We start from the raw sequence: 19,221 nt of genomic DNA, 5'->3' as shown, positions 1-19,221 counted from the left end.
CCGTACCGCCCTTTATAAAAAATACATATGTCGTGGACCTTTTGAGAATGAAATAAATATGCAAAAATGATTGCAGGGGGTAAGGAATTGTTTAAGGATTTTAAAGTTGTTAAAGATCGTCCCGTTTATATTCAGTTGAAAGATTATTTGAAGAAGATGATTATGAAAGGGCATTTGCTCGGGGATCAAAAAATCCCATCAACAAGGGAACTAAGTGAATTACTAAGTGTGAGTAGAAACACTGTACTCGCTGCTTATGCAGATTTAGAGCAAGAAGGACTCATTTATGCAGTTAAAGGAAAAGGGAACTTTGTTGCGAAGGTGGATATATCTAACACTTCGTCTGTTGAAATAGATTGGAAAAAGAAACTTAATACAGTGACCGCATTAGCGGATGAATTAGATTTAATGAAACATGGTGTTCGTTGGGAAAAGGGAATGATTGTTTTTAATAGTATAGCCCCGGATGAGAAGCTATTTGATGTTGAAAATTTCAAAAGAGCTTTTCTTACTCGTATGTCCATTGAAGGAGACATCGTATTGAACTACGGATATGCAAAGGGATATAGACCGTTAATGAATTATTTACTTCATTACATGGAGATGAAAGGTGTAGACATTTCGAATAAAGATATTCTAATTACAAATGGATTTACAGAAGGATTGGATATTGTACTCTCTTCTTTATCAAAAAAATCCGGTCGTGTCATTTGTGAGAATCCAACTCACCATGCTGCACTTAAGCTTTTCCGTTTACATGGACTTGAAGTTCATGGGATTGATATGCATGAGGATGGTATTGATACGAATGAAGTTGAAAAAAGTTTGCGTGAAAAAGATTTTGATTTTGCTTATTTAATTCCTTCTTATCATAATCCAACCGGTATTGTTACGAGTTCAGAGAAAAGAACGGAATTGATGAGGTTATTCTCAAAATACAAGGTTCCTATTATAGAGGACGGATTTAATGAAGAATTACGTTATTCAGGTTCACATTTAGCCCCATTATTAACTTTTGCTGGAGCTGGCAATAATGTGATTTATATTAGTAGCTTTTCAAAGGTACTTTTCCCTGGTTTACGTGTAGGCTGGATTATTGCAGATAAAGAGCTGATTCATTATTTAGAAAGCGTAAAAAGAGCAAGAACGATCCACACATCTACGTTAGATCAAGCTGTTCTGTTTCAATATTTACATGAGGGATATTTTGAGAAATATTTAAAAAAGGCAAGATCTGTTTATAAGAAAAAATATGAGTTAGCTGTCGGGGCATGTGACCAGTACATTCATTTCAAAAGAATGGCTGGAGATGGTGGACTTCATTTATTTATAGAACTAGAAGAGCATATGAATGCCCGCACACTTTTACAAAAGTGTTATGAGAAAGGCGTTACGTTTTCACCTGGAGATGTTTTTTACTCTGATGGAGAAGGAGCGAACACTTTCCGATTAGGTTTTTCGCGCTTGAAAGAAGAAGAAATAGTTCGGGGAATTAAAATAATTGGTGATACATTAAAAAATGAAATTTGGAGTTGAGAAAATGAAAATCGGTGTTATTATGGGCGGGGTATCGTCTGAAAAACAAGTTTCAATTATGACGGGGAATGAAATGATTGCTCATTTAGATAAAAATAAGTATGAAATAGTTCCAATTACATTAAATGAAAAAATAGATTTAGTTGAAAAAGCGAAAGACATTGACTTTGCGTTGCTCGCATTACACGGAAAATACGGAGAAGATGGGACAGTTCAAGGAACACTGGAGAGTTTAGGGATTCCTTATAGCGGAAGTAATATGTTATCTAGCAGTATATGTATGGATAAAAATATTTCGAAAAAGATTTTACGTTATGAAGGTGTAGAAACACCAGATTGGATTGAAATTACAAAAATGGAGGATCTAAATCTTGATGAGTTAGATAAGTTAGGATTTCCATTAGTAGTAAAACCAAACTCTGGCGGATCGAGTGTCGGAGTGAAAATCGTTTATAATAAAAATGAATTGATCTCAATCCTAGAAACTGTATTCGAATGGGATTCTGAAGTAGTAATTGAAAAGTATATAAAAGGTGATGAAATTACATGTTCAATTCTGGATGGAAAACAGTTACCTATAGTTTCAATTCGACATGCAGCCGAATTCTTTGACTACAATGCAAAATATGATGATACTAGTACAGTTGAGGAAGTTATCGAACTTCCAGCAGAAATTAAGGAACGTGTAAATAAAGCGTCACTTGCTTGTTATAAAGCATTAAAATGTAGTGTTTATGCAAGAGTTGATATGATGGTGAAGGACGGAATTCCATATGTAATGGAAATTAATACATTACCAGGGATGACACAATCAAGTTTATTGCCAAAAAGTGCAGAAGCAGCGGGGATTAGTTATAGCAAACTATTAGATATGATTATTGAAACATCATTAAAAGTTAGAAAAGAAGAAGGGTTTTAAGGGAATTATATAACGAATTTTTTTGACAGTTTCACGAAGTATGCTATGATGAATACATTATAAAAACAAAATATTTATCCACTAGGGGGGCCTTTTATAGGCTGAGATCAAATGTGATTTTGAGACTCTTAGTACCTGATCTGGTTAATGCCAGCGTAGGGAAGTGGGAAAGACGTTGCTATTTAATGAGTAAATAAATACTGTCGATTTCACTTTCTTTACGCCTGTAAAGAAAGTTTTTTTATTTTACAGCTTTAATAATTGTGGATAAATACTTATATTCTATATATTATTGGAGGGATTTAAATGAATTTTTCACAATCATTACGTAAAGAAGTAGATTCAATTTGGGAAGCGAGTTTTAACCATCCTTTTGTAAAAAAACTTGGTGAAGGAACGTTAGATTTAGCTAGTTTTCGTTATTATGTGCTTCAAGATTCATATTATTTGAGTCATTTTGCTAGAGTACAAACTTTAGGAGCTGCAAAAGCTCTTGAATTAGAGACGACAGCTCGTATGGCACATCATGCTCAAAATACATATGAAGCAGAGTTATCTTTACATGAGAATTTTGCTAAAAAACTAGGGATAACGAAAGAAGAAAAAGATAATTTTATTCCTGCGCCAACTGCATATGCGTATACTTCACATATGTATCGTGCTGCGTATGAAGGGCATTTAGGAGATATCATTGCAGCAATTTTACCTTGCTATTGGTTGTATTATGAAATTGGCGAACGCCTAAAAGAGTGCCAGCCGGAAGAGCCAATTTATAACGAATGGATTTCTGCTTATGGATCTGATTGGTTCCGTACGCTAGTTGAAGAACAAATTACACGTTTAGATACTATCGCTGAAAAAGTAACAGAGGCAGACCGCAAACGTATGAAACAGCATTTTATTATTAGCAGTCAATATGAATATTCATTTTGGGAAATGGCTTATACATTAGAAAAGTGGCCAGTGGATACAGACGTAAAAGACGTAATTGGATAAAGAATAGAAGTAATGTTATAGATAGGTATGGATCATACCTATCTATATATTTTTTCTTGTCAAATTTGCGTAAAGTCATTAGTGCTACGGATATGGCGAAATAGAATATCGATAATTTAGCTCATTTACTTGTCTACGCATTAACTGGATAAACTTCTGTCACATTTATTTTACAATCAAAGAACGTAAATGTTGGTGGTATGAAGTTAAATAAGAAAAGAAACCCGAGCTGTTAGCTGTAACGGAGTTGTTTTTTCTTTGCAGGAATTTCTAAATTATCATGGAGTGTTGTTAATGCGATATGCAAATATGCATATCGTATTTTTTTGAGCTCTTTATGTGTTAAAATCAGATATAGAGATATGGAAATATAAAGAAGCAAAAGCAGGAATATCCAATGAATTTTGAGAGGTGTTATATGTTTACAAATAAGAAATTAATTCGATTTGGTTTATCGTTATTTGTATTTTTAGGGATAATTAATTTTACAATCAGCTATTTCCAAACATATCTTGAAACAGCAGCAGATATTAAATGGATAATTCCAGAAATTTGGAAAACCATTTTGCTAGATGTTCCTCAAGGGATACTTGTTCTTTTAGGCGCAATTGCTTTATATGATTTCACAAAAGAGGCATCACAAAAAGACGCATCAATCTAAGTGTGTCTTTTTTCTATTAGGAATTTCATAGAGAGTTTTACTGGAGAAATAGAATGAAAAGCCCTAATTAGGGCTTTTTTTGTTGGAATTTCTTATCCGTCATAGAAACCGGTCACTTGGAGGTGTTATAGCGAAAGCCATTTACAGTACAGAAAAATCTAAGCAGCAGACGGAAATATATAGGATATGGCATCATAATTATTGAGAAATTAATTGAACTTAGTAAGTATGAAGATATGACGCTAGAATTCATATTTTTTAATTTTTATTTATTCCGCTATTTGCCGGGCAGTAAGCCCCCCACCTCAAAATTCAGCGGAAGCAAAGAAGTTAGGTAGGGGATGAACAAAACCCCACTGATTAAAGTTTCACTTTATAAAAATGAGCCCATAGTAAAAATAGGTATATGAACAAGGTGCATCATCTAGTGATAAGTCATACTTTGTTGGTGTACGTATTGAACTTAGTTTATAGCGCTATTTCTACTTAGATGTAACGAACAGGAATATAGGGAAGTATCGATGAGGTTGTATTTTATAAACGGAGGTTATGAAAATGAATCAGTTTCAACAAGAACTACAAGCGTTAAGCCTTAATGATTACCGGTCTGGAAATATTGTCTATTGGGACCAGCAAAACCAATATCCATATTACTATATTGAAGATGCTGCTCGTCGCTGTGGCGGTTGTGGTCGTTGTGGCGGTTGTGGTGGAGGTCGTTGTGGCGGCTTCCGTTGTGGTGGCTTCCGTTGTATTGGTTGCTTCGGTTGTTTTGGTTGCGGAGGCTGTGGCGGTTGTGGCGGCTGTGGTGGTTGCTCTAACTGTTTTGATGGTTTTACTGATACTACCGGTACTATTGTAACGTATGAATATTGATAACATCTATCTTGCTAGTTGCGGGCAGTAACATCCCCCAAAAAATTCAGCGAGAGCAAAGAGAAGTTAGGTGGCGGACTGCCCATAAAAGCCCGATTGGTGAGAGCTGATTAAAGTTTCACTTTAGCAATTAAAAAACATTAGTTATATGTACGTGCCGACAAAGAATATAGCCATTATTAATGGATATATTCAATCATTCAAGTGAAAAAGTAACAATAAGATATATAGATGTAATCAAGATGTGATGGATAAAGCAATGACTAGATTTAAAATCTAATCATTGTTTTTTTCTTATGGTTTTATCATTAAATATCTGTCTAGTTTGGGCATTGCTTCCTTCTAGCTAATGATTTTATTACAACCGTGTAAGGTTAATGTAATGTTAATCGATAGTAAAATAAGTTGCTTAAGTGTATTTTAAATAAGATTAAAAAGTACTGTTTATCTACAAAATAATAGGGTAAATACTATGTAATTAGGAAGTGTATGAATATGGTTGAACTAAAATCTATTTTCCATTCGTATAAACTAAAGAGAAAAATAGCTAAAGATTTATACGGAAAAAGAGATGAATTATCACTGTTATTAAATGAATTTAATAATATGAAATGTACAGTAACATCTGAAAAGAAGAAAAATAATATATTATCTCGTTTGCAACTAATTTATCAAAATATGAAATCGGATAAGCAGTACCCTCTAGCAGTTGCTTTTGATAGTAAATTATTGGAGCGATTAGAAAAAGAATCTCTACATACTATTGAGGAGGGTGTAACATGTCTACATTTAATGTTAGATATGAATTATGAGAAGATAAAACAATATGGTTCGGGTACAAGTAGGTCATTCGTTCCATTATCGCAGTCTTCTATTTGTCTTGCTGATTGTATTTGTTTAACAGGAGTTGTAGTAGGTTTACTAGGAGCAATTTCATTTGGGGGATTACTGTTATCTATATGTTCAATTACATAAAGGTTGATATTTGTAAAAAGGGCACCGAATTAAGGTGTTCTTTTTTGGTTTTTTTGTAAAGTTATTGTAAATAATAAGTACAATGCATTATGTGTAATGTATAATTCGAATGTATTGAAATACAAATATTATAGAGGTGTTATACATGATAATTACTTTGAATTTTTAAAAGAGTCGGTTTGATAATAGTTTATGTAGATAAACAGTTTTTACGTTTCTTTTAAATACTTGGTTTAAATGGATTAGATTAAGTAACTATTGTTCTAGCTTTTTGATAATCAAGACAACTGAAGAAAGGAAGGAATCATTTTATGAAAAAATTAAGGCTGCTAACATTTGAAAATATAGTAAACCCCCTTTTAAATGAAAAGGTATCATTTATATACTTTCCTATTGAATGGCTGGACATCGTAGAGATACATTATAAGACATTTTTATTAACGAGTAAGTTGAAACGTTTGAATGAAAGATTGTATGATATGTTTTCGGATATATTGTTTATTCAGCATAACCCGTACGTATTAAATGAAAATACACCATGGATTGTATCGAAAGAACCTATTAGACAAGAGCAGCTCGATTATATTTTTCAAAGTTGGTATGAGATTATTCATGATTGGAAACCAAATAGATTAGTAGAACCACCAAAATATGAATGGCAATCCGATTTGATTTCTAATTTGCCAGTACTACATGATAATGAAACGTATTCTAAGTGGGTGCCCGCTTTAATCTCACATATTTTTTGTGAGCGTCCTATATATTTAGAAAATACAAATGAAGAAGAAATCTATTTTTCCCCTCTTAGATCACAAAATATTTGTGAGGCGATGTCTGGGCCGATAAAAGATGAAAAAACACAAGATTTTTTCTCCTATGTATATCGATTCGAATGCATAACCCGCGGTGGTGAGAACGCTCCATTATTAAATATTTCAATAGGAATTCGGAGATTTTATCAAGAATATAAGATGTTGGGTCAAACAAACCTTGATATAACAACGTTTATTTGACTTATTTTTATAAAATGCAAACATTTTGCAAACATAGGTTATCCAAAGATACTTTTACCGAAGTTTTTAACTGCTTCTTCCTGCATATTCGGTAAAACATGAGAATAGACACTTAATGTCATTGAAATATCTGTATGACCTAATCGCTCACTGATGATTTTAGGGTTAACTCCTTGTTTCAATAGTAGAGTTGCATGTGTATGTCTTAAATCATGGAATTTAATTTCTTTTATACCTACTTTGTGTGTTAACCTAATGAAGCTCTTTCTGAAATGAGCTCTCTTTATGATTCTTCCAAACTCATTACAATTAATTAAATCTTGATCTAGATAAGCAGAACCAAACTTTAACTTCTCTTTATTGATTAAAATTTTATGTTTTTTTAAAGCTGCTATTGTTTCATTAGGTACAGGAATTGTGCGTTTTGATGAATTTGTTTTTGCAGTTTTTTTGATTTTATTGTCATGACCAGATGTTTGATTTATTGTAACAGTATGTTTTTCAAAATCAATGTCCTGCCATCGTAAACCTAGAACTTCTCCTAGACGCATACCTGTAGTTATTGCAAGTAGATACCCAATGTGATATCGTGATTCTTGTGAATGAGCTAAAAACTTTTTTACTTCTTCCTCTGTCCAAGTCTGGATAGGGGTTTTTTCTTTTTTAGGTATCTCAGCAAAATCTGCTGGATTTCGAGACATAATATTTTGTTTTACGGCTAGGTTTAAAGCGCTCTTTAAAATTCTATGCATAAGCAGAATAGAATTGCTTGCAATCCCTTTATCTATCGCAGTCTTATAGCATTTTTGAATGTGCATAACATTTAGTTTATGAAGCGCGACCATTCCTATACTAGGTATAACATGTTGGTTGATAAATGCCCTATAGCCAGCAAAGGTACTCTTTTCTATGCTCATACTTTTAATTTCTAGCCAATGATTTAGGTAATCTTTTAGTGTAACTTTAGATGGCTCTATAAAAGTTCCTTCATTCAATTCTGTAATTTTCTTTGCCACATCAGCCTGTGCTTCTTTTTTTGTTTTATACCCAGAAAACCACTTTTGTCTTCTTTTTCCTGTCTCTGGATCAGGACCGATATCAATAACGATACAGTATTTATTTCCTCTTTTTCGAATATGTCCTTTCACTTAAAACACTCCTTCATTTGTTTTGAATCATGTTGTATAAGTCTGGTTGTAATTTTGCTGCTATGAAAATTACATGTTTGGACATATCAGCGATGGGTATATTTTACCATATAAAAATAAATTCAGTTATAGTGTAGGGGGATTCATTTGTTGTTAAACAATAGTGAAATGTCTACTCCGATTATTAAATGCAATATTGCATATTTTTTTAGGAAGGCTAAAAAACAAGGAATATATTAATATTTTTAACTTTCTCAAGTATTTTCAGAATATGAGAGAATAGATGTTTGGGTTATTTGTGATAGAATATTCTTAATAATATAATTTGACGGAACGAAAAAGACCCATAGCGTGTGTAATTGTGCTGGGAACACTTTTACACCGTTTGCCCTAATTGTAGTAGGGAAAACATTTGCCATGAGCCTTTTAGTTACGACTATGCGTAACATATACGGCTAGTATAACACAACTTTTAGATGTAATTCATCATTAAGGTGCGTTTTCATGATAGGGAAGTGTGTCTTGTTCCAATAAGGGGGACAAAACATGTGGAAAGCTCTAAATCAAATTGAAAAAGAGTTATGTGCAGCTGGAATAAGGAAAAATAAACTAGCAAATTATTGGGGAATTAAGCCAAGTACTGTTACAAAAGTTTTTAAAGGTAACACAGACATGAGTTTTGGCTTTCTTTCTAAGACAGTCATCCTATTAAACAAAGACATACAGGTTCAAGAAAATTTATTAACAGATTATATAAATATAACGAAACCAAAATCAGAAAACTTACGTGAGGCAATGGAGGATTTAGCTTTAAGGGGGAAGTTTAATCTATTAATTAATATTATAAATAGTGAATCACAATCAAAGGTAGCAGAAAATAGAGAATTTGCTAATGTGTATCGAATTATATATAGACGATATATAGGTGAGATTGATGCTATACAGTACCATAAGGCATTAAGCCTCGAAAGTAAATCAATAAGAACCTCAGAGATGGAAGTGTTAATTGAAATTTTATTATGTCAAGCGCAATATCAATCGGGTAATTTTACTTCTTTAAATGAGCGATTAAAATCTCTTGAAATAAAACTAAATAAAATAAGTAATAGGTACATTCGAGAATGTTATAAATTACGATATAAAGAAGCCATTGCGGTTACTTCGTTGCAGGGTGGTGAAGTCATTGAAGCAAGGCATGTTAGCATGGAACTATTAGATGATCTTGAATGGGATAACTTTTTTTCTTTTCCAAAAGTAAATGCATATTTAAAGCTAGGAGAATCGTATATTTTTTCAGAGAATGAATATGAGAAGGCAAAATATTATTTGGAAAAGACTCTTGAAGTGCTAGGGGATAGTAAGATTAATGGAATTGAGAGAAAAAGAAAAATGGTGCAACATACATTATCATTTTTAAAGATTCATCATGATAAAGAAATTAGTAGCATAGATGTTGTTCATCCAGGTGAACTAGCATATTTAAGGATTAAACAAGGTAAGAGGATTGAAGCGAGAAAACTATTGATGCAATTAAAAGAGAAGAATGGAAGGTTAACAGACATACAGACTGCATATTTAGGTTTAACATATGAAGGTACAAAAAAAGAAGAGTTAATGAAAGGTTCTCTTTTGATGTGTCAAAAATCAGGGAATATATTTTATTCGAATTTACCAAAAATACACTTGGGTTTAATTTGAATAATTGGTATAATTGTCTTCGGAAAGAGGTGAAATAATGAAAAAAATAATTACAATCATTCCTGCGCTATTAATAGCTGCTACATTATTCATTAACACTGATTCTATAAAAGAAAAACCTAGTACAAATGATTTAAAACCTACAATTCAACACATGATGGTTGACCCTGGTGGCGGCTGGTAAAATACATAATAAAGGTTTATATATATTACAAATGACATCGTCTTAATTGACGATGTCATTTGTAGTTTTAGGAGAAATTTCTTTTTTTGCTGTAAGAAGAAAAAAGAAATTATTGTAAAAAAATACAAAAACACAAAGAGGGAGATTGAAGAAGATGAAGAGCAAAGAAGGGGAAGTTAATCTAATTAAACAAGCTTTGTTACTTTTGCAAGAAGAGGATAATCCAAAAGAGAAATTATTTTCTATCTGTTTGAGTGAATCCAAAAAAGAAAAAGTTATGTAAAAAAGACTATCTAACTTTTTTGGATAGTCTTTTTACACTACATATTTCCTTTAGATTTTTCGTAGTTCACAAACATCTCTAATTGCTCTAACGCTTTTTTTCGTTGTTCTTCAGGTAAGTCATTAATGATCTGAAGAATTTCGTGTGCTTCTTTTGTTAACTGTAAGTCTTCGCCCGCTGTTAAATCTGGTGAATCAGATAAACCTAACAAATAATCTGTTGTTACTTTTAAATAATTTGCTATCTTCTGAAGTGTACGTGTGCCGGGTGCTTTTTTCCCCTCAACATAATTATAAACAGAAACATGACTAACACCAATTGCATCAGCTAACTGTTGTTGGGTGATGCTCTTCTTTTCAATTAATGATTTCAATCTCTCATGACTAAACATAATAAAAAACACCCCAAGTTTATTTTATATGAAATTATTTTTCTTAATTACTATTATGGTGTCACACTGTCATTATATATTAACTATCAGTTAAGTGGAAAGTTAATTTTTTTGAAAAAAGTTTTGGGAAACACTTGAACTTAACTTTAGGTTAAGTTATTATGTAATTAACAACAAAAACGGAAGAGAGGAGTTGTTTATGAAAACTCTAAAGCAGCTACGTGTAGAACAGGGATATACATGTAGGGAAGTAGCTGAAGCCGTGGGTATTACTGAAGTTTATTATTGGTATATAGAAAACGGGAAGCGTCGACCTTATTATGATTTAATTGTGAAAATTGCTGAGTTTTTTAAAGTGAAGTTAGATGCAATTAAAATTTTTTGTCCATAACTTAACTTTAAGTTAAGTTATGTTTGGTTAAGTAAATTAGAAAGGAGCAAAAAAAATGGGATTAGATCAAATCATTAAAGAGTCAATCCGCGAAGTTGTTCGCGAAGAAATTCAAGCAGCTTTAGCTTCATTCCAACAACAATCACAACCAAACAAGGTAATGAGGGTGAAAGAAGCAGCTGCTTACCTCAATATAGCAGTTTGTAGAATGTATGAATTAGCAAATCACCCACATTTTCCAGTGATTAGGGAAGGTCGTAAATTACTTTTCTTGCAAAAGGATTTAGAAGCTTGGCTTGAAGCACAAAAGGAAGTGATTTAGTGGAAGATACAACATCATTAGCTATATTAGCGATATTAATTGCATGTGGTTCATGGTTGTTTTACATAACTTATGAGCCTATAAAAAAATGGGCTTGGAGTGATGTGAAGCAAAGTAAAAAGACCCATGGCAGTGGGTCCTTTTGAAAAATAAGTTGTTATAAGTATACCACGGAAAGGAGGGAAATAGCACATTGGTTTTATGAAAAGGAGTGAAAGCTATGAACAACAAGGTATTACAAATAGGGCAAATAAATTTTCGTGGCAATGTTATAGATCATGGATGGTTTAAAACACTTACATTAGATAATGGTAAACCTAATATTGTTGCAATTACTATCTTAGGAGAAATTGTTTATTGGTATAAACCTACTGAAGTAAGAAGTGAAGAATCTAGTCAAGTTCAATATAAACAAAAGTTTAAGGCTGACACGCTTCAAAAGAGTTATCAACAATTAGCCGATTCATTTGGGTTTACAAAAAGACAAGTAAAAGAAGCATGTGACTTTCTGAAAGAACGTGGACTTATAAAAATTGAATTTAGGACGATTCTTGTTAACGGAACTAGGTGTAATAACGTTATGTATGTTGAACCTGTACCTGAAATGATTCAGAAAATATCTATTATATATTGGGGAAATGATAACCCTCCTACACTGAAAAGTAATAGCCCTATTACTTTAGAAAGCAAGAGGGTCTTACATTCTAAAGCAATAGCCTCCTACGATAAAACGGAAGAGTCTCTTACACTAGAACGTAAGACAAATACAGAGATTACTACAAATATTACTACAAATATAAATGATGATGATGCTACTTCATCTCAGAAATTAATTGATCAAGAATTTAAAACTAGTTACAACTTTTTACTTGAAAAGGGGATTCCGTTAAGTGAAATTGCAATTCAAGAATTAGGTGAGTTTTGCGATAGATTCGGTAATGAATTAGTTATTCACGCTGTTAATAAAGCAATTGATGAAAATGTACCAAAGTGGAGATATATTCGCAGTATTTTAAGTAGTTGGGAAAAGGAAAAAGTAAAAACATTAAATGATGTTGCTGCTTTAGATACTCGATTTGAAATGAGTAAGAAAAACAACAAACGTACTGGTAAAGGTTATTCCAAACGAACGGAAGTTGTACCGGATTGGTTACGCAAACAAGATGAACAAGAGCCAATACAGCAGCCACAGCAAACTCAAAGCGATAATCTTGAAGATAATAAGAAACGTTTGGATGAGATTCTAAATAAATATAAAAATACTAAAGGGGAGTAAGGTATGAAAAACACAGGTGTTGCAAGAAAAGTCGATGAGTTAGGTCGTGTAGTAATTCCGATAGAGTTACGCAGAACTTTAGGGATTGCCGAAGGAACGGCACTAGATTTTCATATCGATGGTGAAAACATTGTTTTAAGAAAACATGAAAAGTCATGCTTTGTAACCGGTGAAATTTCTGAAACTAACATAGAGTTGCTAGGTGGCCGAATGTTTTTGAGTAAGGAAGGGATAATTGAATTACTGAATCTTATTCAGAAGAGTGGGCTGGCACATGCCTAAGCAACTAAACATTTTCGATGTAGAGCCAGCAATTTGTGAATTCGATGTAATGAAGGCAAATGTGAAAAGAGGAACTGGACGCACTACATACGCTGATGTACGCGTCAAAGTTCCAAAGATTGCAAAGGGTACGGATGAATTACCACGCACAACTAAACAAGATGATCGCTATGACATCTTTGAACAATATGTAATGGCAATATGGAGATTTCAAAGGGCTGTAGATAAGTTTTTCAATTGGGATACAGCTGAAGAATTGTGCAAGACAGCAAGGGATAAAAAAGAAATAATTCCGATAAGGGTTTATTTAGGAAGTGGCTTTAAACCTGATGTTGTTGAGTACATGCAGTAATAAAAGGGGAGATAGACATATGAAAAAAGTAGAAATTGATGTTAGTAACAACAAGCTTTTAATAGTAAAGGATGGAAATGTTACAGCATTCAATCCACCGGAGAGTGGTTTTGGTGAACAAGTTGCTGTTTGGATAAACGGTAAAGTTGATCGTGTAGATACTAAGTTTACTGAAAAGGTAAAATAATTATTTTTAGAAAGTAGGTTCGCTTATGAGTGTAGTGAGAAATCATGAAACGATGAAGGAATCACGGTTGAAGGTATACATTGCTTTAGAAGAAGCTAACTTCATTTGGGATGAAAGAGATGTAGTTCGTTTTCGTAAAATGTGGAGTCAAGGTATGAGTTTGCCGAAGATGGCAAAAGCATTAAGGAGACATCAAGCGGAGGTTGCTCTCCTTGTAATAGATCAGGCTGATAAGTATTTAATTGAAAATCGTCCGATAGGATTAGGAATTTGCTAAATAGGAAGGGGAAATCAAAAATGAACATTATGGAAAATGGTGTATTAGAAGCAACTAAATTAATGAGTGAAGTAAAAAATGAGGATCAAGTTATAAATGAAGCTACAGTTTTACAGATTGCAAGTATCTTATCGATTGATGAATTAAATGATTATCAGGAAGCAACTTTACGAACTTGGAATAACAAAACTGATTTTGGAGGACGAGTTTCAAATGCAGCTTTAGGACTTACAGGCGAAGCTGGTGAAGTTGCTGATATTGTTAAAAAAGCAATTTATCACGGACATGGTTTTCAACCATCGCATTGTCCAGGAGAGGAGGACGGAAACACTTATAAGTTAGCCTTAGAGCTTGGAGATATTCTTTATTATTTATCAATTATGGCGCATGAACTGGGATATACGTTACAAGATATTGCTGAAATGAATATTGCAAAATTAGCTAAAAGATATCCAGATGGTTTTAGTCGAGAAGCAAGTCAAGCATGTGTAGATGTAAAGCAAGACAAAATTTGAATTTTGTATAAAAACCGAACTATAAAATTGTGGCCATTAAAAATTCGAAAGCAAAATACGAACGAAATCATCAACTTTAATCCTTATATATTTGTAGTTTGGAAAGATGGCGTGAAAATGAAAAGTAAAGATTATCAAAAAAGATATTTGCGAGGGCAATTAGATGAGACGGAAATTACTTATAAAAATATAGTTTCAATTATGGATGACATGATTGAAGAGCCAACTAAATTCACTTTGGAGTGGATCAGTGAGCTAGAAGAGTTTTTAAAGAAGCATGGCAGATTATAAAACAAGACAAAAGCGTTATTATATAGTGATGCAAAAAGAGTACATATCGAATATGTACTCTTGAAAAAAGGAAGTGTAAATAAGTGATGAAACACTATACTACAACATATGCTTGTCTCATTTAAAAGTGCAAGGAATATGATAAAATAGTTATTGTATTGAAGAAAAAACATGCACAAAAAATGTGCATGTAAAATAAAAAGCTATGTCTTGTCTATTTAAATATATGCTTTGTTTATATAAACCGTGAGTATGTTTGAGCAAAATGGTTATTTATTAGCAAATATAAAGTGCGTTTTTTAAAGCGCTCTATGACCAAAACTAATATTGAAAATGAATGCCACATGATATTTAATGTATGTTTCTAATGAATGTGCAGTTTTTATACAAAAACGATATTACATTATGAAAAATAAAAAGGACATTTAGTTACACTAATTGTCCTATGCATAAGAAGAATTCGATGGCTATTCATCTTGCACTTTGATGTATCTATAGTATTAACATATTTTCAAAAGTTATTCTTTAAACTAAGAAACAGCTAGCTAAAAGCTAACTGCTTAGTCCCAAGGAAGAGGAACGGTTTATTAGGTCTAATGTTGAAATTAGGGTTTTAGATGTTAAGACCTAAATATAGTATGGATTTCACTTTAGAAATTATGCATATAAATTTTATTCTTGCAGAAATGGTTAAAATACAAAGCAGCTAGTTCAGTGAACTAACTGCTTTGCGATCTAAAAGAACAATACACATACACGCTATGTTTTCTAACTTAAGATTACAGTTATAGTATAAACAGTATTGTAGAATATATACAAAATGAAAACTTTAGTTAGCACAACGAAGCGGTCAGCTTAATTTGCTAACTACTCGTTGTATAAAGGAAATTAGGCCCTACAAGTACAGATATGTAACTTGAAGTTACAGTTATAGTATAAACGTAATTGGAAATGTTATTCGGGAGTAAAAAGGAACCTGAATTTTATTTTGTAACAAAAGCTTAGTCAAAGAGCAATGTATATAAGTGCCCTTTGACTAAGCGTTTATGAAATGAAGTTTGAATACCTTTTCAATGTTAAGGTATGACAAAAATGCTTCGTTGGTGAAGCCGATATAAAAAAGAGCGCTCGTTTACGGCGCTCTAAAGATAGGAGGTAACTAATTCTGTGAACATAACGAACTTACTAACAATGTATGTTGTATGCAAAAAATAAGAACAAAAAAGCTAACTGCTCCAATCTTAAAGAAATATTAACTGAAATGTCTTAGAAGTTTCTGTACTTAAAGTATATTTAGTGTATTAAAAAAGGATTCTTCGAAAAATTTCTTTTCTCGGAGTAAATAATCAATGATATTATTTAAATTTTAACAAGTATATTGGAAATTTCAAAAAATGTATGTAAGATGAGTATAAGTTGTTACAAAGAAATAAAAAAGAGCACCATTATATGGTACTCTTTTATGAATCAGTACACCATTTAAATATTGTTGATGTTTGTGAGTCATGAACAATTAAATGGTTTAACAAGTAAGGATTCAAGATAATGTATGTAAGATGAGTATAAGTTGTTACAAAGAAATAAAAAAGAGCACCATTATATGGTACTCTTTTATGAATCAGTACACCATTTAAATATTGTTGATGTTTGTGAGTCATGAACAATTTGTTAGATGAGTATAAGTTGTTACAAAGAAATAAAAAAGAGCACCATTATATGTTTATGAATCAGTACACCATTCAAATATTGTTGATGTTTGTGAGTCATGAACAATTAAATGGTTTAACAAGTAAGGATTCAAGATAATGTATGTAAGATGAGTATAAGTTGTTACAAAGAAATAAATATTAGTCAGCAAAAGCAAAATGATTAGCTCTTAATGGAAAATGAAATGCATTATTAGAAACTCATGATATAAACAACTAGGTTGTGAAGATTAAACTTTTTCAAAAAACTTCATTTGATATTACTCTAGAATGGCATTATTGAACTTATAAATTAATATGTCTTTTCGTTTATTGACAAAATAAACACGTTGATAGGAGTAATAACGTATTCCTTTAAAAATACGCTATTTTATTAGGGAATTAATCTAAGCACTAGATAAATAGATGCGTATACTTATATTATGTGAGTTGTGAAAGTAATTAAGCTGAATTTTTATAGTTTAATTATTAGTAACTATTTTTATTCTAAGAAAAATGAATATTTAAAAATATTCAACGCTATTACAATTGAGTGTTTCTTAGTATAAGAGTATTCTCTCAAAATTATTAAATAAGGAGGAAATAAATGAAACATAATGATTGTTTTAATCATAATAACTGCAATCCGATTGTTTTTTCAGCAGATTGTTGTAAAAATCCACAGTCAGTTCCTATTACTAGGGAACAATTAAGTCAATTAATTACTTTACTAAACTCATTAGTATCAGCTATTTCAGCATTTTTTGCAAATCCAAGTGATGCAAACAGAGTAGCGTTATTCAATGTGTTTAATCAATTTTTAATTTTCTTAAATTCCTTATTACCTTCCCCAGAAGTTAATTTCTTGAAACAATTAACTCAAAGTATTTTAGTTTTATTACAATCTCCAGCTCCTAATTTAGGGCAATTGTCAACATTATTGCAACAATTTTATAGCGCCCTTGCACAATTCTTCTTCGCTTTAGATCTTATCCCTATATCCTGCGACTCAAATGTTGATTCTGCAACTTTACAACTTCTTTTTAATTTATTAATTCAATTAATCAATGCTACTCCAGGGGCGACAGGTCCAACAGGCCCAACAGGTCCAACAGGTCCTGGAGGTGGAGTAACAGGTCCAACAGGTCCAACAGGTCCTGGAGGTGGAGCAACAGGTCCAACGGGAGCAACGGGTCCAACAGGTCCAACAGGTCCAGCAGGTACTGGTGGAGCAACAGGAGTAACAGGAGCAACAGGCCCAACGGGAGCAACAGGCTTAACAGGAGCAACAGGCCTAACAGGAGCAACAGGCTTAACAGGTCCAACGGGAGCAACAGGTCCAACAGGTCCAACAGGCCTAACAGGAGCAACAGGCCTAACAGGAGCAACAGGAGCTGGAGCGGTTATTCCGTTTGCATCAGGTGGACCAGTAGCATTAACAACTGTTTTAGGTGGATTGGCAAACACAGGAGCACTTCTTGGATTTGGAAGTTCATTCTTCCCTGTAATTGTCCCACCTGGTGGCCCAATTACTATAGGTCCTGTACCTCCGGTATTTGATTTCGCATTTGTAGCTCCTCGCGCAGGTACAATTACTTCATTAGCAGGATTCTTTAGTGTAACTGTAGCGGTTGCTTTAGCATTAGGAAGCATACAAATTCAAATGCAATTGTACAGCGCGCCAGCAGCAAGTAATACTTTCACTCCAGTAGGTGTACCATTACTATTAACACCAGCATTTAGTGGTCTAATTGCTATCGGTGCTACTTCAAGTGGTATTGTTGGAGAAGCAATTGCGGTAGCTCCACAAGATAAGATATTACTTGTTGTATCATCGACTACACCTGGTTTCGATATAGCTACTGCTATTACAGGATTCGCAAGTGCAGGTATAACATTCGTATAATCGCTTATAAGTTTCTTGTTTGAAAACTTTGAAATAAGAAAAGAGAATGTCAAAAAAGTATCCACAGATTAACTTTTGAAGACATTCTCTTTTTTTTAATGTTTTTTATTTTCGGTACTATACTATATTTTATGTTTAATGAAAATGATTAAACATGCTATGAGAATGTGATGTAATTGTGTTAAATTAAATGATCACTGCTAGTAAATTACATAGTAATAGACATAAAAGATGCACCAAGTAGGTGAAGAAATCCCGGCTACGCAGTTCGATACGTGGTTGGGACAATTTGAATTTTATTAATAAATGAGGAATGAGAAATGGCTATCGAACCAAATAATGTTCTTTTTTTTATGTAGTTATGTTGAATTCCTAGAGGCTAGCCCTCAAAAATAATTAAAGAACAAAGAAAATCATTGTAGAGAGAACTAGATTTTATTATGTTAATGCTACAACAGCAAGAGTCAAGCCCAACGTATTTAATGTATTAGAATATGGTCCTACATTAACAGTAAGAGTACTTGTTATACCTGAAGGTGTAGTGAAAATTGCGGGTGCTGATACAGAAGTGAATCCTGCAGTATATCCCAGAGAAGTACCAGATCCAATGATTGGATTATTATTCAGATACATAGTGATACCTGCCAAATTACCTCCTGGTTGAATGATAACTTGCACTTCATAGATTGCTAAATAGGTTCTTCCACCTTCAAGTAAAACAGTTGTTGGTGGTGTGAACGAGATTGCCGTACCATTAGAATTTACCACGGTATCTAGTGGAATCGCGGAATTTACAGAAACTATTGATGGGGTAGTTTGAACAACATTTAAACTGTTAGCCGTGGGGGATGGACAAGTGCAAGGTTTGTGAATGTTAGAGTTGTTATCATTTTGGAAATTCACAAATAATCAAGCTCCTTTGCGTAAAAAAATTTTTATCCTATATAAAACGTAGCTTTTTTGTATCTAAGTTATTTTTAATAAATTTTTAAAGATAAATCGAATATTGTTGGTCAGTTGACTCATAAAAGTATTCGATACTCTGGGATTTCAAAGT

24 protein-coding genes, 1 pseudogene and 1 riboswitch are annotated in these 19,221 nt (G+C 32.8%); of the genes and pseudogenes, 22 read left to right on the top strand and 3 right to left on the bottom strand.

All coding sequences use genetic code 11. The features are described 5' to 3' along the window. Nucleotides 1–87 precede the first annotated feature (87 nt). From pdxR to DN404_RS26870, 8 genes and pseudogenes are all read left to right on the top strand, one after another. The gene (gene pdxR, locus DN404_RS26905; RefSeq protein ID WP_113304069.1) at nucleotides 88–1,536 is read left to right on the top strand and encodes a MocR-like pyridoxine biosynthesis transcription factor PdxR; all 1,449 of its coding nucleotides are present in this window, start codon (nucleotides 88–90) and stop codon (nucleotides 1,534–1,536) included. A 4-nt stretch (nucleotides 1,537–1,540) separates the two neighbouring features. Continuing rightward, nucleotides 1,541–2,455: a D-alanine--D-alanine ligase gene (locus DN404_RS26900; protein ID WP_113304073.1), complete on the top strand. Its 915-nt coding sequence runs from the start codon at nucleotides 1,541–1,543 to the stop codon at nucleotides 2,453–2,455. Nucleotides 2,456–2,528: 73 nt separating this feature from the next. After that, a riboswitch (TPP riboswitch) is annotated at nucleotides 2,529–2,634 on the top strand. Between the two features lie 127 nt (nucleotides 2,635–2,761). Continuing rightward, nucleotides 2,762–3,451 (top strand): thiaminase II, encoded by a 690-nt coding sequence (gene tenA / locus DN404_RS26895; RefSeq protein WP_001011746.1) that lies wholly within the window; start codon nucleotides 2,762–2,764, stop codon nucleotides 3,449–3,451. A gap of 397 nt (nucleotides 3,452–3,848) precedes the next feature. After that, nucleotides 3,849–4,112 (top strand): DUF3937 family protein, encoded by a 264-nt coding sequence (locus DN404_RS26885; RefSeq protein WP_016122577.1) that lies wholly within the window; start codon nucleotides 3,849–3,851, stop codon nucleotides 4,110–4,112. A gap of 555 nt (nucleotides 4,113–4,667) precedes the next feature. Then, complete coding sequence (locus DN404_RS26880) at nucleotides 4,668–4,988, top strand: heterocycloanthracin/sonorensin family bacteriocin (RefSeq protein WP_001071364.1); 321 nt, start codon at nucleotides 4,668–4,670, stop codon at nucleotides 4,986–4,988. Between the two features lie 145 nt (nucleotides 4,989–5,133). Then, nucleotides 5,134–5,268: pseudogene (locus DN404_RS30755) on the top strand (site-specific integrase); the annotation flags it as partial. Between the two features lie 209 nt (nucleotides 5,269–5,477). After that, nucleotides 5,478–5,963, top strand: a complete 486-nt coding sequence (locus DN404_RS26875) for a hypothetical protein (RefSeq protein WP_002024190.1) — start codon at nucleotides 5,478–5,480, stop codon at nucleotides 5,961–5,963. 311 nt (nucleotides 5,964–6,274) lie between these two features. Then, entirely contained in the window at nucleotides 6,275–6,976 is a 702-nt protein-coding gene (locus DN404_RS26870; RefSeq protein WP_149215679.1) for a pPIWI_RE module domain-containing protein, read from the top strand. A 38-nt stretch (nucleotides 6,977–7,014) separates the two neighbouring features. Here DN404_RS26870 and DN404_RS26865 read toward each other — a convergent pair whose 3' ends face one another. Beyond that, nucleotides 7,015–8,124, bottom strand: a complete 1,110-nt coding sequence (locus DN404_RS26865) for a site-specific integrase (protein ID WP_149215678.1) — start codon at nucleotides 8,122–8,124, stop codon at nucleotides 7,015–7,017. A 546-nt stretch (nucleotides 8,125–8,670) separates the two neighbouring features. Here DN404_RS26865 and DN404_RS26860 point away from each other — a divergent pair. The 3 genes from DN404_RS26860 (at nucleotide 8,671) to DN404_RS31080 (ending at nucleotide 10,289) form a co-directional block, all read left to right on the top strand. Continuing rightward, a complete protein-coding gene (locus DN404_RS26860; protein ID WP_149215677.1) occupies nucleotides 8,671–9,822 on the top strand; it encodes an AimR family lysis-lysogeny pheromone receptor in 1,152 nt (383 codons plus the stop codon). A gap of 37 nt (nucleotides 9,823–9,859) precedes the next feature. Further along, entirely contained in the window at nucleotides 9,860–10,006 is a 147-nt protein-coding gene (locus DN404_RS26855; RefSeq protein WP_000720921.1) for a hypothetical protein, read from the top strand. Nucleotides 10,007–10,160: 154 nt separating this feature from the next. Continuing rightward, on the top strand, nucleotides 10,161–10,289 hold the full coding sequence (locus DN404_RS31080; protein ID WP_000836783.1) for a hypothetical protein: 129 nt from the start codon (nucleotides 10,161–10,163) through the stop codon (nucleotides 10,287–10,289). Between the two features lie 37 nt (nucleotides 10,290–10,326). Here DN404_RS31080 and DN404_RS26850 read toward each other — a convergent pair whose 3' ends face one another. After that, complete coding sequence (locus tag DN404_RS26850) at nucleotides 10,327–10,680, bottom strand: helix-turn-helix domain-containing protein (RefSeq protein WP_000491236.1); 354 nt, start codon at nucleotides 10,678–10,680, stop codon at nucleotides 10,327–10,329. 199 nt (nucleotides 10,681–10,879) lie between these two features. Between DN404_RS26850 and DN404_RS26845 the strand changes: the two genes are divergently transcribed. The 11 genes from DN404_RS26845 to DN404_RS26805 all read left to right on the top strand — a co-directional run bounded on the left by DN404_RS26845 (nucleotide 10,880) and on the right by DN404_RS26805 (nucleotide 18,164). Then, nucleotides 10,880–11,071 (top strand): helix-turn-helix domain-containing protein, encoded by a 192-nt coding sequence (locus DN404_RS26845; RefSeq protein WP_000854271.1) that lies wholly within the window; start codon nucleotides 10,880–10,882, stop codon nucleotides 11,069–11,071. A 55-nt stretch (nucleotides 11,072–11,126) separates the two neighbouring features. Beyond that, the gene (locus DN404_RS26840; RefSeq protein ID WP_000522030.1) at nucleotides 11,127–11,393 is read left to right on the top strand and encodes a helix-turn-helix domain-containing protein; all 267 of its coding nucleotides are present in this window, start codon (nucleotides 11,127–11,129) and stop codon (nucleotides 11,391–11,393) included. Further along, nucleotides 11,393–11,539, top strand: coding sequence for a hypothetical protein (locus DN404_RS30685; RefSeq protein WP_179951879.1), 147 nt, complete (start codon nucleotides 11,393–11,395; stop codon nucleotides 11,537–11,539). The genes DN404_RS26840 and DN404_RS30685 overlap by 1 nt, the downstream gene beginning before the upstream one ends. 74 nt (nucleotides 11,540–11,613) lie before the next feature. Next, nucleotides 11,614–12,669 carry a DnaD domain-containing protein gene (locus DN404_RS26835; RefSeq protein WP_149215676.1) on the top strand — a complete coding sequence of 352 codons (1,056 nt, stop codon included), beginning with the start codon at nucleotides 11,614–11,616 and terminating at the stop codon, nucleotides 12,667–12,669. Nucleotides 12,670–12,672: 3 nt separating this feature from the next. Further along, nucleotides 12,673–12,951 (top strand): AbrB/MazE/SpoVT family DNA-binding domain-containing protein, encoded by a 279-nt coding sequence (locus DN404_RS26830; protein ID WP_149215675.1) that lies wholly within the window; start codon nucleotides 12,673–12,675, stop codon nucleotides 12,949–12,951. After that, on the top strand, nucleotides 12,944–13,303 hold the full coding sequence (locus DN404_RS26825) for a cell division protein SepF (protein ID WP_149215674.1): 360 nt from the start codon (nucleotides 12,944–12,946) through the stop codon (nucleotides 13,301–13,303). Before DN404_RS26830 ends, DN404_RS26825 begins: the two co-directional genes overlap by 8 nt. A 19-nt stretch (nucleotides 13,304–13,322) precedes the next feature. Further along, on the top strand, nucleotides 13,323–13,490 hold the full coding sequence (locus tag DN404_RS26820) for a DUF3954 domain-containing protein (RefSeq protein ID WP_000754942.1): 168 nt from the start codon (nucleotides 13,323–13,325) through the stop codon (nucleotides 13,488–13,490). A 25-nt stretch (nucleotides 13,491–13,515) separates the two neighbouring features. After that, nucleotides 13,516–13,767, top strand: a complete 252-nt coding sequence (locus DN404_RS26815) for a helix-turn-helix domain containing protein (RefSeq protein ID WP_149215673.1) — start codon at nucleotides 13,516–13,518, stop codon at nucleotides 13,765–13,767. 20 nt (nucleotides 13,768–13,787) lie between these two features. Continuing rightward, on the top strand, nucleotides 13,788–14,282 hold the full coding sequence (locus tag DN404_RS26810) for a nucleoside triphosphate pyrophosphohydrolase family protein (protein ID WP_149215672.1): 495 nt from the start codon (nucleotides 13,788–13,790) through the stop codon (nucleotides 14,280–14,282). Between the two features lie 117 nt (nucleotides 14,283–14,399). Then, nucleotides 14,400–14,573, top strand: a complete 174-nt coding sequence (locus DN404_RS30680; protein WP_179951878.1) for a hypothetical protein — start codon at nucleotides 14,400–14,402, stop codon at nucleotides 14,571–14,573. 2,292 nt (nucleotides 14,574–16,865) lie between these two features. After that, nucleotides 16,866–18,164, top strand: a complete 1,299-nt coding sequence (locus DN404_RS26805) for an exosporium glycoprotein BclB-related protein (protein WP_149215671.1) — start codon at nucleotides 16,866–16,868, stop codon at nucleotides 18,162–18,164. Between the two features lie 438 nt (nucleotides 18,165–18,602). Here the strand turns inward: DN404_RS26805 and DN404_RS26800 are convergent, their stop codons facing one another. Further along, a complete protein-coding gene (locus tag DN404_RS26800; protein ID WP_149215670.1) occupies nucleotides 18,603–19,067 on the bottom strand; it encodes a hypothetical protein in 465 nt (154 codons plus the stop codon). Nucleotides 19,068–19,221 lie beyond the last annotated feature (154 nt).

The organism is Bacillus sp. TE8-1, assembly GCF_008368855.1.
GTDB lineage: Bacteria > Bacillota > Bacilli > Bacillales > Bacillaceae_G > Bacillus_A > Bacillus_A cereus.
Note: the sequence above shows the minus strand (reverse complement) of the source record. Positions and strands in the feature narration are given on the sequence as shown.

What these genes read in the sequence shown, in the direction of transcription:
- DN404_RS26900 (WP_113304073.1), top strand. Translation starts at nt 1,541, where the DNA reads ATGAAAATCGGTGTTATTATGGGCGGGGTATCGTCTGAAAAACAAGTT.
- tenA (WP_001011746.1), top strand. Translation starts at nt 2,762, where the DNA reads ATGAATTTTTCACAATCATTACGTAAAGAAGTAGATTCAATTTGGGAA.
- DN404_RS26885 (WP_016122577.1), top strand. Translation starts at nt 3,849, where the DNA reads ATGAATTTTGAGAGGTGTTATATGTTTACAAATAAGAAATTAATTCGA.
- DN404_RS26880 (WP_001071364.1), top strand. Translation starts at nt 4,668, where the DNA reads ATGAATCAGTTTCAACAAGAACTACAAGCGTTAAGCCTTAATGATTAC.
- DN404_RS26875 (WP_002024190.1), top strand. Translation starts at nt 5,478, where the DNA reads ATGAATATGGTTGAACTAAAATCTATTTTCCATTCGTATAAACTAAAG.
- DN404_RS26870 (WP_149215679.1), top strand. Translation starts at nt 6,275, where the DNA reads ATGAAAAAATTAAGGCTGCTAACATTTGAAAATATAGTAAACCCCCTT.
- DN404_RS26860 (WP_149215677.1), top strand. Translation starts at nt 8,671, where the DNA reads ATGTGGAAAGCTCTAAATCAAATTGAAAAAGAGTTATGTGCAGCTGGA.
- DN404_RS26855 (WP_000720921.1), top strand. Translation starts at nt 9,860, where the DNA reads ATGAAAAAAATAATTACAATCATTCCTGCGCTATTAATAGCTGCTACA.
- DN404_RS31080 (WP_000836783.1), top strand. Translation starts at nt 10,161, where the DNA reads ATGAAGAGCAAAGAAGGGGAAGTTAATCTAATTAAACAAGCTTTGTTA.
- DN404_RS26850 (WP_000491236.1), bottom strand. Translation starts at nt 10,680, where the DNA reads ATGTTTAGTCATGAGAGATTGAAATCATTAATTGAAAAGAAGAGCATC.
- DN404_RS26845 (WP_000854271.1), top strand. Translation starts at nt 10,880, where the DNA reads ATGAAAACTCTAAAGCAGCTACGTGTAGAACAGGGATATACATGTAGG.
- DN404_RS26840 (WP_000522030.1), top strand. Translation starts at nt 11,127, where the DNA reads ATGGGATTAGATCAAATCATTAAAGAGTCAATCCGCGAAGTTGTTCGC.
- DN404_RS26835 (WP_149215676.1), top strand. Translation starts at nt 11,614, where the DNA reads ATGAACAACAAGGTATTACAAATAGGGCAAATAAATTTTCGTGGCAAT.
- DN404_RS26830 (WP_149215675.1), top strand. Translation starts at nt 12,673, where the DNA reads ATGAAAAACACAGGTGTTGCAAGAAAAGTCGATGAGTTAGGTCGTGTA.
- DN404_RS26825 (WP_149215674.1), top strand. Translation starts at nt 12,944, where the DNA reads ATGCCTAAGCAACTAAACATTTTCGATGTAGAGCCAGCAATTTGTGAA.
- DN404_RS26820 (WP_000754942.1), top strand. Translation starts at nt 13,323, where the DNA reads ATGAAAAAAGTAGAAATTGATGTTAGTAACAACAAGCTTTTAATAGTA.
- DN404_RS26815 (WP_149215673.1), top strand. Translation starts at nt 13,516, where the DNA reads ATGAGTGTAGTGAGAAATCATGAAACGATGAAGGAATCACGGTTGAAG.
- DN404_RS26810 (WP_149215672.1), top strand. Translation starts at nt 13,788, where the DNA reads ATGAACATTATGGAAAATGGTGTATTAGAAGCAACTAAATTAATGAGT.
- DN404_RS30680 (WP_179951878.1), top strand. Translation starts at nt 14,400, where the DNA reads ATGAAAAGTAAAGATTATCAAAAAAGATATTTGCGAGGGCAATTAGAT.
- DN404_RS26805 (WP_149215671.1), top strand. Translation starts at nt 16,866, where the DNA reads ATGAAACATAATGATTGTTTTAATCATAATAACTGCAATCCGATTGTT.